The organism is Psychrobacter proteolyticus, assembly GCF_038155145.1.
GTDB lineage: Bacteria > Pseudomonadota > Gammaproteobacteria > Pseudomonadales > Moraxellaceae > Psychrobacter > Psychrobacter proteolyticus_B.
The window spans coordinates 68372-83909 of the sequence record NZ_JBAKAY010000005.1 but is presented as its reverse complement, the minus strand read 5'-3'; the positions used below and the strand labels follow the sequence as shown (position 1 = coordinate 83909).

The window sequence follows — 15538 nt, the reverse complement described above, 5'->3', positions numbered from 1 at the left end:
CTACTACTTTATTTTAACTTAACTTCTGAAATAATATTATTCATATGAAAAAAATCACTCACGCCGTTATTCCTGTTGCAGGCTTTGGTACCCGTATGCTGCCATTGTCGAAATCTGTACCAAAAGAGTTGTTACCGCTTGGTAATCGTCCTGCTATTCATTACGTGGTCGAAGAGGCCATCGCTGCGGGTATCAAGCATATTGTCTTGGTCGGTCATGCGCAAAAGAGCGCGATTGAAAACTATTTTGATATCAATGCAGAGTTGGACAATCAATTACGTCATAAAGGCAAAGATGAGCTGGCTGATAGCTTAAACTGGTTGCCAAAAGATGTAACTGTGTCGATGATACGTCAAGGTAAAGCGTTAGGTTTGGGTCATGCGGTACTGGCAGCGCGACCAATCATCGGTGAGCATGACTTTGCCGTATTGTTACCTGATGTCGTGCTTGATCCATTTACCACTGATATGTCTGCTGATAATTTGGCCTTTATGTTAGACGCCTTTGCTACAGATGGTCACTCACAGATATTGGTTGATCAAGTAGCGGATGAAGACGTACATAAGTATGGTATCGCTCGACTAGATGAAAAGCTCAGTGATACTAATGATACTAATGATATTAATGAAGAAATAAATATTAATGCTAGCTTTAAAGTGGCTGGTTTTGTAGAAAAGCCCAATTTAGCTGATGCTCCTTCAAATCTGGCTGTGGTAGGACGCTATGTATTTAGTAACCATATCTTTGATTACTTAGCCAATACTGAAGCATCTGTCGGTGGTGAGATTCAGCTGACAGATGCGATTGACGCGCTCATTAGTGAATACGGTGTCCATGTCACGACCATGCGTGGTGATAGCTACGATGCAGGCGATATGCGCTCGTATATGCAGGCATTCATCTACTTTGCCAAGCAGCAATTAGCAGATGATGAATAGCTGATGGAAGAGATAAAGGGCGATAAGGCATATAGCAGTGCTCGACATTCTAAATACTGGCAACAACTACAAACGCTTGCAAAGCATCCTTGGTCGCTTGCACAGCTATTTGCACAAGATGATAAGCGCGCTAAGCATTTTAGTGTGCAGACTGGTACGCTGTATATGGACTTTAGTAAGCAGCGTATTGATCAGACAGTATTGTCTAACTTACTGAGTTTGGCTGATAGTTGTGAGCTAGATGCTCGTATTGATTCTTTACTACAAGGGGCGATGGTAAATACCAGCGAGCAGCGTGCTGCATTGCACACAGCATTACGATTGCCAGCGGCAGCGACATTACAAGTCGATGGACAAAATATCGTCGCTGATGTACATCATAGTTTGGCACAAGTAACACGCCTCTCAGAGCGCGTGCGCAATGGCACGTGGCGCGGGTTTTCGGGCAAGGCGATTACAGATGTTGTCAATATTGGGGTTGGTGGCTCTGATCTAGGCCCACTCATGGCGACTACAGCGCTCGACGAGTGGGCAGATACCAGTATTGAAGTACATTTTGTCTCCAATATGGACGGTACTCAGCTTGATAATCTACTCAAGCATTTAAATCCTGAGACCACACTATTTATTATCTCTTCCAAATCCTTTGGTACGGTTGATACTTTATCAAATGCCAAGACGGCATTATCTTGGCTACTTGCGACGGCAAAACTCCGTGCAGGTACAGAAGATAGTGTATTGCGTCGTCACTTTATCGGCATCTCAGCCAATAGTGAAAAAATGAGTGCTTGGGGAATTCATCCTGAGCATCAGTTGCAGCTTTGGGAATGGGTCGGCGGTCGCTTTTCTTTATGGTCGGCGATAGGCCTTGCCATTGCTATTCGTATTGGTATGAGTGGCTTTAAGGCATTATTAAGTGGTGCTCATAGTATGGATGAGCATTTTGCACAAGCTGACTTTGCCGACAATTTACCCGTATTGCTAGGCTTGCTAGCTGTTTGGAACAGTACTTTTTTACAAGTAAATGCGCATACTGTATTGCCTTATGACGGTCGATTGGGATATTTACCCAGCTATCTTACTCAGCTAGAGATGGAGAGTAATGGTAAGTCCGTTACTCGGAATGGGGATCATATTGACTATGATACGTGTCCAATTCTATGGGGTGAAATTGGCTCAAATGCACAGCATGCATTCTATCAGCTGCTACACCAAGGCACGCAGCAGGTTTCCTGTGATTTTATCGCTTGCGTACGTCGCTACGGTGATGAGGCGCGAAACTCCTCATTGCAACAACAGCACGAGTTGTCTTTAGCCAACTGTCTGGCGCAAAGTCGAGTATTGGCATTTGGTAATGCTGCTGTGACAGATCTGGTGGATCCACAGACAGTTTCCGAAGCAGACAAATATAAGTACTACCGTGGGAATCAACCGTCAACCACATTACTGATTGATGAGCTGACGCCGCATAGTTTAGGCGCATTGATAGCGCTCTACGAACATAAGGTCTATGTCATGGCCAGCATTTGGGATATCAATCCGTTTGATCAATGGGGCGTCGAGATGGGTAAGCAAATGGCAGACTCCGTACACCATGCTATGCAGCATGTACAGAAAGATGCTCAAGGTCTATTCGATACGTCTACTGACCAATTACTACAGCGTATCAAACAGCTGTCTTAGCGATAGTGGTGTGTCAATAATATAGGAAAGCACGCTCATGGAGACGGCTCTAGATGGTAGCCATATGAATAAATATAACAACAAATCTGAACCAAACCAGTTATCTGATTCTACAGTTTGTGTACTTATTGGTCACAGCATAGAGGCAATTACCAGCGCAGTGGTGCTGGCAAGTCTCGGTCAGTGTGTACATCTTTACGCAGACAAAGCGCTACTGACGCAGCAGATACAACAGTATGGTTTTGAGCATCATCTGCAAGCGCTATGGCAAATGTATGAGCAGCAGCAGGTTATTATTAGTAAGGAATTACCAGTTAGTGCCGATATGCTAATAAAAGGCTATGAAGCAGCTGGTCATAACGAAACTGATGCTCAAAGTACAGTGACGCTTTATTGGTTATTTTTAGACAGTGTCAAGCTAGCATGGATAGAAGACAGTTGGATTACCGCGTTTAATCAAAGCCATCAGCAGGCGCTACCTGTGATTATGAGCGGCATTGAGCAATTAGGCCATATAGCAGGATTGGCTCAGCGTTTACAGCGTGCTTGGGTCTATTATGTGCCATTTGTATTCTTACAAGATGGCGATGCTTATAGCTCGATGCTGAACCCTTCGTTATGGCTACTGGGTGAAAAGACAGCAAGTAGTAGCCAGCACTTAGATGTGTTGAAGCCTTTAATGCAGCATGCACGCGCTACTCATCATGCGGATATCGCAACGATAGAGTTTGCCCGCAGTAGTATCATGGCGATGCTAGCGACTAGAGTGAGCTTTATGAATGAGATGTCACGTTTGGCTGATAGTCAAAATGTCGATATCAGCCAAGTCAGTCGCATTATGGGATTGGATGAGCGGGTAGGTAGTAGTTATCTAAAAGCAGGGTGGGGCTTCGGTGGTAATACTTTGCCCACTGAGCTGGCTAAATTGCAGCAGTCAAGCTATACGCATAGCTTAGATATGCCTCTATTACAATCTATCGTGCATATCAATGAAGATCAAAAAGAGCTGATATTCCGTAAATTTTGGCAGTATTTTGATGGGTTCATTGATAATAAAACAGTCACGATTTGGGGCGGTAGTTATAAATCAGGTTCAGGACGTACCGCTGGTTCAGCTATCCATCCGTTGTTAGCATTACTGTGGTCTTATAATATTCGCACACTGGTTTATAGCGATAAGGCACAGCATGAACTTGCCGAGCTCTATCAACAACAACCTTTGCTTGAGCTTATTACTAGTCCCTATCAACAGCTTTGCGATACCCATGCTATTTTCATCGTTAGTTGGTCACCACGAGATCAATTGGATATTGGCAAAATCAATCAACAAGCCATGCCAGTATTTGATGCGCAAAATGCCCTGACACGCTCGCAAATTAATAGCTTAGTAGGTGTCTATACGGGTATTGGTCGAACTAAATAGTTTGATTTAAGGTTTTCTGTGTATAGAAAAAAGGCTCGCTAATACTCATTAGCGAGCCTTTTTCGACTGACAATCAGAATTATTTTACTGGGGTAATCACTTTATGCTGGTACGGCACCTTGCGTTGCTAGCCATTGCTGAATTTCTTGAGTTTTAGCAGCCAGTAACGGTTGATCACCGCGACTTTCAATATTCAATCTGATAAGCGGTTCGGTATTCGATGCACGCAGATTGAAGCGCCAGTCACCAAAATTCAGACTTAAACCATCGAGTGTTGATTTAATTGGTTGCTCGTTGCTGAATTTATCTTCAATTGCGCTAATAATTGTTGGTGCGTCATAGGTTGTAAGACGAAAGTTTAGTTCACCTGAGCTAGGATAGGCGGCAATATAGCCTGTGACCAATTCGGATAGTGTTTTACCAGTGATAGACAACAGTTCAATGGTCAATAACCATGGAATCATGCCACTATCGCAATAGAAGAAGTCGCGGAAATAATGATGCGCGGACATTTCACCGCCATATACAGCACCTGAGTCCCGCATGACTTGCTTGATAAATGAGTGTCCAGATTTACTAATGACAGCCTTACCGTTGTGTTCCTCTATCACTGCTTCGGTATTATAGATCACTCGCGGATCATAGACGATTGATTCACTTGGATATTTATTCAAAAAGGCTTGAGCGAGCATACCAACGATGTAGCTACCATCGATAAATTCGCCACGTTCATCGAATAAAAAGCAGCGATCAAAGTCACCATCAAAAGCAATACCAAGATCAGCGTTATTTTCCAAAACGGCTTGCTGGGTAGCCACTCTATTGGCTTCGATCATAGGGTTGGGGATGCCGTTAGGGAAGCTACCATCTGGTGTATGATGCAATTTAATCACTTCAATCGGTGCATCTGCTTGTGCTAATTTATCAACTAATAAATCGACCACAGGACCTGCACTACCATTGCCTGAATTAACGACCAGTTTAAGTGGTTTTAGTTTATCAGTATCGATAAAAGTCATGACATGATCGATGTACGCGCTTTTATCCGTCAATAACTGTAATTTGCCTGATTGATTATCCGTAGTGAACTGCCCAGATTCTGCAAGTGCTTGAATCTCTGCCAAACCATCATCAGCGCTGATTGGTTTTGAATGTTCTTTAACCAGTTTTAGGCCATTATAATTGATAGGGTTATGACTGGCAGTCACTTCGATACCACCTAACGCCTGATAGTGACTGGTAGCAAAATATACTTCTTCAGTACCACTCATGCCCAAATCAATAACATCAACGCCTGCATCAACGATGCCTTTGATAGCGGCTTGTTTTAATTGCTCACTAGAGTGGCGAATATCACTACCGATAACGATAGCAGGTTTTAGAGTTGCTATATCAGCGGCTTGAGTTTGAGCCGTTGCCTGATAACGCTGATACAAAATCTGTGCAAACGCGCGCCCGATACGGTAGGCAATCTCTTCATCGAGATTGACCCCAAGCTCACCCCGAATGTCATAGGCCTTAAATGAGCTGATAGTAATAGGGTCGAATGTCGCAGCTGGTTGATAGCTGGTGGTCGCAGAAGTGGACATAATGATAAAGTTCCTCGCGCATGAGCGATGGTAAAATGAAAACGTCAGTAGCACAATTATAAGCCAAGCTGTGTTCAATGATACACTAACTATTAGACGAATCATCAAACAACATATAAAACGATAAGAGCCGCACTTATGAGTATTTCAGACAATAAAATTACCGTGCCTAAGCCTGTACAAGGAACGCCAGACGCCACTGGCGAGCTTGATGATTTGTTAGCGTTGATGGCACGACTAAGGGCAGACTGTCCGTGGGACAAAAAGCAAACCAACCATAGCCTTATTCCGTATGCCATTGAAGAGGCTTATGAGCTAGGCGAAGCGGTACAAAGCAATGATGATGAGGACATCAAAGGTGAGCTTGGCGATGTGCTGCTGCAAGTGGTGTTTCATTGTCAGATGTATGCGGAGCAAGGGCGCTTTGATATGAGTAATGTCATTACGACCTTACAAGAAAAACTGGTTCGCCGTCATCCGCATGTGTTTGAAGCCGAAACGCTCAAAGACGATGCGGCAGTAAAAGTACGCTGGGACGAAATCAAGCTTGAGGAGCAGCAGGCACGCGAAGCACGTGGTAAATCAAAGCGTCGCTTAGATCAAGTCAAAGCGGGTAGCGCATTGATGCAGGCGCAAGATGTACAAAAGCAAGCGTCAAAATTGGGTTTTGACTGGGAAGGTATTGCAGGTGCTGTAGACAAGTTAGACGAAGAGATTGCTGAGCTAAAACATGAGCTAACAGATAAGTCTACAGCTGAGGTCAAAGCTAACATCAGAGAGGTCGAAAAAGAATTAGGCGACTGTATGTTTGCGCTGGTCAATGTCGCACGCAAATTAAATTTGGATGCAGAAGCGGCTACCTTAACTTGCGTGCACAAGTTTAAATCTCGCTTTGGTTATATTGAGGAGCAGCTAGAACTCGCTGGCAAGCGTATTGAAGACAGCGATATAATAGAAATGGATGCACTGTGGGAAGCGGCGAAACAACATGAACGCTCATCGTAAATTTTCATTTGCCAACTTACTGACGACCACAGCTTTTAGTCTCCTATTATCTGTAGTCGCACTCAATAACGCCAACGCAGATCCTTGTTTTGACGACCCTCAGCGTGCCTATGAGTATTTGATCGCAAAAGAAAAAGCTGTTACACAAGCGCGTGAGCAAAAAGTCATCAATATCAATCGAGCCAATGAAGGTGAACTTGTTTCGTTAGATGGTATCGGCAGCAGTAAAGCGCAGGCGATAATTTTATATCGTGATATGTTTGGTGATTTTAAGACAGTGGATGAGTTAGCAAAAGTGAAAGGTATCGGTGCAAAAACAGTCGAGAAAAACCAAAGACGTTTAAGCGTGCGTGATTAATTATGGTGTTTTGCATTAATTAACCCCAATATTGACAAAATAGCATGTAAGTAAATGTCATAACACCCCCAGTAGGTCCAAAATTTGTTAAACTAGCGGGTACATCCGCCTGATAAACGCTGTGTTATTCAGGGGTAGTTAAAGAATACCGGCGAGGAGTAGATGCATGGCCGAGCGTGCCGCCAAGCAGTTAGAACTGAACAAATCTGAATTACCCAATTCCATTACTGAAGTGATTGCCACATTGACCCGTGCTGGGTTTGATGCGTATATCGTCGGTGGTGGTGTGCGCGATACTTTATTAGGTCTGCGCCCGAAAGACTTTGACGCCGTCACTGATGCCAAGCCACATGAGATTAAAGATGTCTTTGGTAAGCGCTGCCGCATTATCGGTCGCCGCTTCCAGTTGGCGCATGTATATTCAGGTCGCGAGTTGATTGAAGTTGCTACTTTCCGTGGTCCACCAACCAGTGATGCCAATACCAATCAAGATGGTATGATTCTGCGCGACAATGTTTGGGGCGATATTCAACAAGATTTCTCCCGTCGCGACTTCTCTATTAATGCGCTTTATTATCAACCGCTCAAAGGCATCGTTCATGATTTCTGCGGCGCGCTTGATGATATTGATAACAGAATCATTCGTCTATTGGGCAATGCGCCAGTACGTATCGAAGAAGATCCTGTGCGTTTGCTCCGTGCCTTACGTTTCAAAGCCAAGTTAGGTTTTGAGTTTGATGAAGCGTTGTCCGCGCAATTTAATGACGGGAACTGGGCGCTGCTTGAGCAAATATCACCGCATCGTCTCTATGATGAAACGCAAAAGATGTTTACCGGCGGCTATCTAGTACCCCTATTGCCATTATTGTTTGAATCAGGTGCGATTGATAGTCTCATTATCTATCCACCGTCTGAGCCAAGCGCTTTAGTCAATCAGGTAGCTATCAATACCGATAAGCGTATTGCGGCGGGCAAAAGTATCAATCCTGCGTTCTTCTATGCTGCCTTACTATGGGAAAATTACCTACATCAATTGGCAAAAGCTAAGAAGCGTAATATGCCGTTTGCCGAAGCGCAAATGCATGCTGCTGGCAAAGTCATTGACCGTCAGCGTATAAAAACCGCTATTCCTAAATTTGCTGAGCAATTTATCCGTGATATTTGGATATTGCAGCCGAAACTTGCAGCCCCGCGTAGCAAACAAATCGTTCAGCTATCTGAGCATCCGCGCTTCCGTGCGGGCTTTGACTTTTTATTGTTGCGTGAGCAATGTGGCGATGCTGAGCATCCGCTATCAGAGTCAACCAACGATATGGGTGACTGGTGGCAGACGTATCAAACCTTATCTGAACAAGAGCAGCAGCAGGCGATTGATGAATTTGACGAAAATATTCGCCGAGGTGCTTATAAAAAAGGGCAACGTGGTCGCGGACGTAACCGTCAAGAATCAAAAACACAGACTACTGATAATGCAGCACCCAATCAGAACAGTACAAAGCAAAACAAAGCCGATGACCGTGCTGAAAAAGGTAGAAATGATCAAACAATGGTAAATGATTCGTCAAATATTCCAGCCCGTCGTCGCCGTGCTGCCAGCCAATCTAAAGCTAGTCGCAATGACAGCGGAAGACACGGCGTGCAGCAAATAGAGCAAGACAATAACGAGCTTGCTCAGTTGCAGCAGTTGTCTCTTGCTAATAACAAACAATCGGCAAATCAACAGGCAAAGCCTAAGCCGTTATTTGTTATCGAGCACGAGAACGTTGTACCGCCATTGCAGAAGCAACTGTCAGCTGATGATACGTTGAAGCACAGCAAAGCACCTGTGCGAAAGCCAGCATCAACCAATCAAGATGCACCAAAGCAAGCGGTTAAAGCCGAGCGCGTAGATAGTAGCACTCAGCCGTCTAATACTGACCAGCCAGAAGCTCAGGCATCAGCTAGACCAGCTCGCTCGATCGCAAGATCACCTGCGCTAGTCAGTATGAATAACGAGCCGATCCCGCATAAGCGTCGCCGTCGTCAACCTACTGTAGATAGTGTGAGCAACATCGAAGTACAAGGTAGTAATGATAAAGCGCAGCCAGCAGCGAAGTATGCGAAAAAAGCGCCTAAACCTGCAGTTGAATCAACTGATAAAAGCGATACTAAAAGTGTAAAGGAAGTAGCTAGCAAGGCAGTAGATAGCAAAGACGCTACAAAAACTGCTGCACCTGCGAGAGCCAAGAAATCGGTGAAAGCAACTACTGCAAAGGCTGCTAAAGCGAAGCAAGATACGAATGCTCACATGCCTGCTGTGAAAGTCATTGATAACAAAGGCCCTGTACCATCGAAGCGCCGCCGCCGTCAGCCTAGTACTGAAAGCGTATAATATGGATAACAGTACAGATCATAGTAACTGGGTTACCTGTTATGTGGGCTTGGGTAGCAACCTCGCTAATGAGTTGGGTTCGCCTACCGATCATTTGCAGCAGGCGCTTGCAATGATGCGAGCACATAAGCAGGTGCGCGAAGTAAGTGTCTCTTCTTTTTACGCTTCAGCACCGATGGGTCCACAAGACCAACCAGATTTTGTCAATGCAGTGGCTGGTTTTGAGACAACGTTTGCCCCTTACGAGCTGCTTGCTTTTTGTCAGCAGTTAGAGAGTATGGCCAAGCGGGCACGTTTGCGCCGTTGGGGCGAACGTAGTCTGGACGTTGATATTTTGCTATACGGTGAGACGCAGATTACTGATCCAACACTGACAATACCGCATGCTGGCTTAGGTGATCGCAATTTTGTCTTAATACCACTGCGAGAGTTGGCACCACACTTAACCATCGCAGGTAAGTTGATAAGTGACTATTCACAAAGTCGCGATTGGACAGGTTTAACATTACTATCAAGCGATTGATTATAAGTAACTGATGCTAAGTGATAGATGATTGGGAGATTGGTCTGAGACATCTCAATCATAGCTAGAATAGTAGCAATATTGATAATCAAAGGCATTGCAGATTAATTGAGGGTCATATGACAACATTATCTACTCTAAATAAGTTTAAAAAAGACGGTACCAAGTTCACGTGCTTGACCTGTTATGACTCGATGTTTGCACGAATGATGGAAAAAGCCGAAATTGATACGATTTTAATTGGGGATAGCTTGGGCATGGTTGTACAAGGTCATGACTCGACACTACCTGTGACAGTTAATGATATGGCTTATCACACTGCCAATATTGCCCGTAGTAACAAGCACGCGTTGATATTAGCTGACCTACCATTTATGAGTTATGTGACATTGCCAGAAGCCGTTGCTAATAGCCGCATGCTGATGCAAGCAGGGGCGCATGTCATAAAAATCGAAGGCGGTAGCGAGCTGGGTGAATTGGTAACGACCTTGGCACAAGCAGGCACACCAACTTGTGTACATCTTGGTTTGACCCCGCAGTCTGTGAACGTGTTTGGTGGCTATAAAATTCAAGGTCGCGGTGATGAAGCGGCTAATAAACTACTTGCCGATGCCAAAGCAGTCGTCGATGCTGGTGCTGCATTACTAGTACTAGAGTGTGTGCCTGCTGAGCTTGCAAAAGCCGTTACTGAAGCTGTTGCTGTGCCAGTTATTGGTATTGGTGCTGGAGCCGATACTGATGGCCAGGTATTGGTTATGCATGACATGCTAGGTATGGCGCATGGCCGAGTTCCACGTTTTATTCATGACTTTTTAACCGATGAGCGCAATAGTACACACAGTATCGAAGGTGCTTTTGCGCTCTATCAGCAGTCAGTACGCGAAGGTAGTTTCCCGACTGAGCAGCACCAATTTAGCTGATTTTGAAGTTGTTTAAGCTATTGAAAAAAAGAACGTCTGAATAGAAGAAAAGTAATCATGTCTCCAATTATTTATCATGATATCTCGTCACTACGTGAAGCGCTGCAGCCTTATCGTGGTCAGCAACGTGACAAACAAGTCCGTCAGCAGCGCATTGCGCTAGTACCAACGATGGGTAATCTACATGACGGTCATCTCGAGCTAGTAAAGATTGCCAAACAGCATGCAGATGTAGTGGTGGTCAGTATCTTCGTTAACCCCACTCAGTTTGGCGTTGGGGAAGATTTTGACAGCTATCCGCGTACACTAGATGCAGATGTGGCTAAGCTTGCGACAGTGAATGCAGATTATGTGTTTGCACCTAGCATTGATGCAATGTATCCAGTATTACCACCACCTACTGCTGTATTAGCTGGTGCTGTTGCCAATCAGTTATGTGGTCAATCACGTCCTGGACACTTTGATGGTGTTGGTATTGTGGTCGCTAAACTATTCAATATCGTACAACCAGATGTGGCAGTATTTGGACAAAAAGACTATCAGCAGCTTGCTATCATTAAGCAATTGGTACGTGACTTGAGTTATCCTATTAATATCATTGGTGCACCTATTGTTCGTGCTGATGATGGCTTAGCGCTATCATCGCGTAATCAATACTTAAGTGCAAATGAGCGTCAAGCTGCCCCTGTATTACATCAAGCATTGCAAGAATTAGCGCAGAGTTTGAAAAGTACGGCTCTTAGTCAACAAGCATTTGATAAGCTATTAGTAGATACGCGGACACGTATTAGTGACGCAGGTTTTATTATTGATTATCTGGAAATAAAGACTGAGGAGTTAGGTTCTATCGTAAGTGACTCTAAAACCTTTAATATAGAAAACAAAAATATCGTTATTTTAGTCGCAGCGTGGCTAGGAAAAGCGCGTTTGTTGGACAATCAGTTGGTAATGGTAAATTAGCTTTTATGACATAGCAGTAGACTAGATACAATAGACTTGGATGAGTAGATCATGGGTGTAAGTCAGGATCAAAATAGTAATGCGGCAGCAACGATAGCGGATCAGACGTCTACGGATAAGCTCAGTATACTGGTGGTCTCAGGGCGTTCAGGATCTGGTAAAACCTCAGTATTGAATATCTTAGAAGATCTAGGCTATTACTCTATTGATAATCTGCCGCTGTCTTTGTTACCTAATGCTGCTCATAAACTGGTCAATGAAAGCGGCATTCATCGTATTGCGCTGGGTGTCGATATTCGAACGCCACGTGCTGATTTATCTAACTTTGCAGTGACATATGCTTCTCTCAAGGAGACTTATGGGTCTCATGCGGTACAGATTTTATATGTGACTGCACAAGAGAGTACGCTGATAGCTCGTTTCAATGCGACGCGACGCGTACATCCTCTAATGTCACAAGATCTCGATAGTGATAATGCTAAGCATGTTACTTTCAACTTACCTGCTGCTATCAAAAAAGAAGTTGAGCTATTAGAGCCAATTGCTAGTCATGCTGATATTAGGATTGATACCAGTAGCCTAAATATTCATCAGTTAAAAGACAGCCTGCGTGAACACATAGGCATGGACAATCAGATTGTCATCAATCTACTGTCCTTTGGTTTTAAATACGGTAGCCCTATTGATGCTGACTTTGTATTCGATGTTAGAATTTTACCGAATCCGCATTGGAACCCTGAGTTACGTGACTCGACAGGATTAGATACCGAAGTAGGCGCATTCTTCTCAGATTATCCAGAAGTAGCAGAAATGATGGGTGATATCGATAAGTTTTTGACCCGTTGGCTACCAGAGTTTTTGCACAATAATCGTCATACGGTCACGGTTGCCATAGGCTGTACGGGCGGCAAACATCGCTCTGTTTTTATCACTGATCATCTACAACGCCGCCTTGCTGACGCCATGCCTAAAGGCGTGAAGGTATTGGCAAAACACCGCGAAAAAAGTCGTTGGTAGTGATATCAGACACTCTTTAATTTATTAATTATTATTTTGGAAAGCTTTTATGATCGACTGGAAAGAACAGGACATGCGCGTTTCGCGCACAGAACTCAAAAAAGCCCATGAGCGCTTGCAGCAATTATCTATACCGCTTGCTAGCTTATCGAAAAAACAGCTAAAAGCCTTACCTGCCAGTGATTATTTTATGGCAGAGTTAATGGCATTGGCTGATATTACCAGCGCCAATGCTCGCAACCGTCAGACCAAACGTGTTGGCAAGCTGATGATTGAAGAAAATCGTCATGAGCTGATAAAGGCACTATTTGATGCCTTTTTTCCTAAAGAGCAAGTCTCAAAAATAGAGAGCTGGTACGAGCGCCTGAATATCAATGATGAAGGTACGCTCAAGCAGTTTGTGAAGCAGTATAAAGCTTCTGAGCACCACAGTATGTATCAGTTATTATTGTGGATAGAGTATGCCAAACACATGCAAGATGATGAATTGCTAGCAGAATCTAAAGCAGATTTGGCAAGTTATATTCGTGAAGTGGCTATTTTATCGCAGCTGAAGAAATAACATTTATAACCAAGCTAGAAATCTATTAATTAGAATTTTATTAGTTGAAAGATTAGTAGTTAAAAAATGAGTAATTAAAAGATGTATAACTAAAAGATTAAGATGCAAAAAAGCCAATCAATATATGATTGGCTTTTTTATGCACGACATACAGATATGCTGTACGTCATGTGAGTTATTCAAGTGCTTATTACTCGAATTATTTCTTTTCAGCGCGAGTTTTGTCAACTAAATAGTCAACAACTTTAGCGACTTTAGCATTTTCACCAGTTACCACATATTTGCCTTGTACAACGACAGATGGAACACCAGTGATTTGATAACGCTTGGCGCCTTCTTGAGAGCGACCAATTTTTGTACCAACGGCAAATGAGTTATATAGGCTGTTAAATTTCTTTTCATCAACACCTTTTGATGCATACCATTTGCTTAGTGACGCTTGATCAAACAGTTTCTTACCATCTTTATGGATAGCGTCAAATAATGCGTCATGAGTTTTGCTTTCAAAGCCTAAAAGCTGAGCCGCATAGAAACCGCGTGCATTGGCTTCCCAAACAGGGTTAAGTGCCGCTGGTGTCTTAAAGAATGCCACGTCTTTGTCTTTAGTTTTTGCCCATTTTTCCATGTGCGGGTTAAGCGCATTACAATGTGGACAACCATACCAAAAGAACTCACGAACAATGATAGCATCACCGCTGATTTTCTCTGGGTTGTCTAGCACACGGTAATCTTTTCCAGCGACATAGTCTGCAGCTTGTGCGCCCATAGAGGCAAGTCCAATGGCCATGGCTAGACCAGTCAGTGTGATGACACGTTTCATACTTTATCCTTGAGGTGTGGAGACTTAGAATGGGTTAAGAGGTTGGTGTCTATATGGTTGTAAAACATGTGACACTTTAAAATATATAGCTTTTAAAGCGTCTAAACCAGACAGTGTCGAGTATAATCGAACAATAGCAAAGTATCGACTATGATAACGTAAAATGTATGTACTTGTGAATCGCATTCTTAACCGATAGTTGTAAAGCTGTTAGCTATTATTTAAGGTATATTGCTTGTTACTTTCTGAACCTACTGTTTCTCAAAGGTCTGCTTTATTTCTATATGGAATTTAAGAGATTTAAAAGTATCAGGATGCGATATTGTCACGAAGATATGCATCTTTTCTATATCAAGATACTGCCCAAAAAACAGGGTAAAGTTTAAGCTTATTCACAATCGCTGACGATGTGCTTACGACAAAACTGCTACTCTCATGCTAATATTAAGCACATAATCGTGCACTGTAAACGATAATAACGATAGTGACAATCAAGGAATATACCATGAGCTCTGCTTTAAATTCTTCATCAACTTCAAATGATCAAAATAATAATAGCGCTTTCAATAGTACAGAGTCTACCACCATCAACGTAGATCCTAGCGAAGTCGAAAAATTTAATAACTTGGCGAGTGAGTGGTGGAGCAACACAGGGGCGTTTACAACGCTACACGAGATCAATCCATTACGTTTAAACTGGATAGAAGAAAACGTCAAACGTGGCTATCAACACGCTGCTAATAAAACCGCTAAGCAAGGACTTGCTGGCAAAAAAGTACTCGATGTAGGGTGCGGCGGCGGAATATTGTCAGAATCTATGGCTCGCCGCGGTGCTGATGTGACAGGGATTGATTTAGGTACAGAAAACTTAAAAGCTGCTGCGTTACATGCAGAGCAAAGCCAGTTAGAGAATACGCTTCGTTATCAACATATACCTGTTGAAGAGTTGGCAAAAACACAGGCTGGTCAGTTTGATGTGGTGACGTGCATGGAGATGCTAGAGCACGTGCCAGATCCTAGCTCGATTGTGCAGGCTTGTTATGAGTTGTTAGCTCCTGGCGGTGTCTGTGTGTTATCAACGATTAATCGCAATCCTAAGTCTTATCTGTTTGCCATTGTTGGTGCAGAGTATGTACTGCGGTTGCTTGATCGCGGCACCCATGACTATGCTAAATTTATTACGCCAGCAGAATTAGACAAAATGGCACTCAATACTGGATTTGTTCGTCAGGATATTATCGGTTTGCATTATAATCCGCTGACCAAACGCTACTGGCTTGCCCAAAACGTCGATGTTAATTATATGATAGCCGTACAAAAGCCACTGGCTTGATGCTGCACGCAGCCATTTATTTGCCATACTTTCACT

General features: G+C 43.4%; 14 protein-coding genes. 12 read left to right on the top strand and 2 right to left on the bottom strand.

From position 1 onward, the window contains the following. Positions 1 to 44 precede the first annotated feature (44 nt). The 3 genes from V6252_RS07680 to V6252_RS07670 are packed head-to-tail and all read left to right on the top strand — an operon-like array spanning position 45 to position 4044. The gene (locus V6252_RS07680; RefSeq protein ID WP_341609970.1) at positions 45 to 938 is read left to right on the top strand and encodes a UTP--glucose-1-phosphate uridylyltransferase; all 894 of its coding nucleotides are present in this window, start codon (positions 45 to 47) and stop codon (positions 936 to 938) included. 3 nt (positions 939 to 941) lie between these two features. Next, entirely contained in the window at positions 942 to 2621 is a 1680-nt protein-coding gene (gene pgi / locus V6252_RS07675) for a glucose-6-phosphate isomerase (RefSeq protein WP_341609969.1), read from the top strand. Positions 2622 to 2658: 37 nt separating this feature from the next. Next, a complete protein-coding gene (locus tag V6252_RS07670; protein ID WP_341609968.1) occupies positions 2659 to 4044 on the top strand; it encodes a UDP-glucose/GDP-mannose dehydrogenase family protein in 1386 nt (461 codons plus the stop codon). A gap of 101 nt (positions 4045 to 4145) precedes the next feature. Here V6252_RS07670 and V6252_RS07665 read toward each other — a convergent pair whose 3' ends face one another. After that, positions 4146 to 5633, bottom strand: a complete 1488-nt coding sequence (locus tag V6252_RS07665; RefSeq protein ID WP_341609967.1) for a phosphomannomutase CpsG — start codon at positions 5631 to 5633, stop codon at positions 4146 to 4148. 138 nt (positions 5634 to 5771) lie between these two features. Here V6252_RS07665 and mazG point away from each other — a divergent pair, with 138 nt between their 5' ends. From mazG to yjgA, 8 genes are all read left to right on the top strand, one after another. Further along, complete coding sequence (mazG, locus tag V6252_RS07660; RefSeq protein WP_341609966.1) at positions 5772 to 6638, top strand: nucleoside triphosphate pyrophosphohydrolase; 867 nt, start codon at positions 5772 to 5774, stop codon at positions 6636 to 6638. Next, positions 6622 to 6996: a ComEA family DNA-binding protein gene (locus tag V6252_RS07655; RefSeq protein WP_341609965.1), complete on the top strand. Its 375-nt coding sequence runs from the start codon at positions 6622 to 6624 to the stop codon at positions 6994 to 6996. Before mazG ends, V6252_RS07655 begins: the two co-directional genes overlap by 17 nt. Positions 6997 to 7162: 166 nt before the next feature. After that, complete coding sequence (gene pcnB / locus V6252_RS07650) at positions 7163 to 9367, top strand: polynucleotide adenylyltransferase PcnB (RefSeq protein ID WP_341609964.1); 2205 nt, start codon at positions 7163 to 7165, stop codon at positions 9365 to 9367. A 1-nt stretch (position 9368) separates the two neighbouring features. Further along, positions 9369 to 9890: a 2-amino-4-hydroxy-6-hydroxymethyldihydropteridine diphosphokinase gene (folK, locus tag V6252_RS07645; RefSeq protein WP_341609963.1), complete on the top strand. Its 522-nt coding sequence runs from the start codon at positions 9369 to 9371 to the stop codon at positions 9888 to 9890. Positions 9891 to 10009: 119 nt separating this feature from the next. Further along, positions 10010 to 10810 (top strand): 3-methyl-2-oxobutanoate hydroxymethyltransferase, encoded by an 801-nt coding sequence (gene panB, locus V6252_RS07640; protein ID WP_341609962.1) that lies wholly within the window; start codon positions 10010 to 10012, stop codon positions 10808 to 10810. A 57-nt stretch (positions 10811 to 10867) separates the two neighbouring features. After that, entirely contained in the window at positions 10868 to 11770 is a 903-nt protein-coding gene (gene panC, locus V6252_RS07635; RefSeq protein ID WP_341609961.1) for a pantoate--beta-alanine ligase, read from the top strand. A gap of 51 nt (positions 11771 to 11821) precedes the next feature. Next, a complete protein-coding gene (gene rapZ / locus V6252_RS07630; protein ID WP_341609960.1) occupies positions 11822 to 12787 on the top strand; it encodes an RNase adapter RapZ in 966 nt (321 codons plus the stop codon). A 49-nt stretch (positions 12788 to 12836) separates the two neighbouring features. Then, positions 12837 to 13349 carry a ribosome biogenesis factor YjgA gene (gene yjgA, locus V6252_RS07625; RefSeq protein WP_057757930.1) on the top strand — a complete coding sequence of 171 codons (513 nt, stop codon included), beginning with the start codon at positions 12837 to 12839 and terminating at the stop codon, positions 13347 to 13349. Positions 13350 to 13548: 199 nt separating this feature from the next. Here yjgA and V6252_RS07620 read toward each other — a convergent pair whose 3' ends face one another. Further along, positions 13549 to 14169, bottom strand: coding sequence for a thiol:disulfide interchange protein DsbA/DsbL (locus V6252_RS07620; RefSeq protein ID WP_057757933.1), 621 nt, complete (start codon positions 14167 to 14169; stop codon positions 13549 to 13551). 505 nt (positions 14170 to 14674) lie between these two features. Between V6252_RS07620 and ubiG the strand changes: the two genes are divergently transcribed. Further along, positions 14675 to 15502, top strand: coding sequence for a bifunctional 2-polyprenyl-6-hydroxyphenol methylase/3-demethylubiquinol 3-O-methyltransferase UbiG (ubiG, locus tag V6252_RS07615; RefSeq protein WP_341609959.1), 828 nt, complete (start codon positions 14675 to 14677; stop codon positions 15500 to 15502). Positions 15503 to 15538 lie beyond the last annotated feature (36 nt).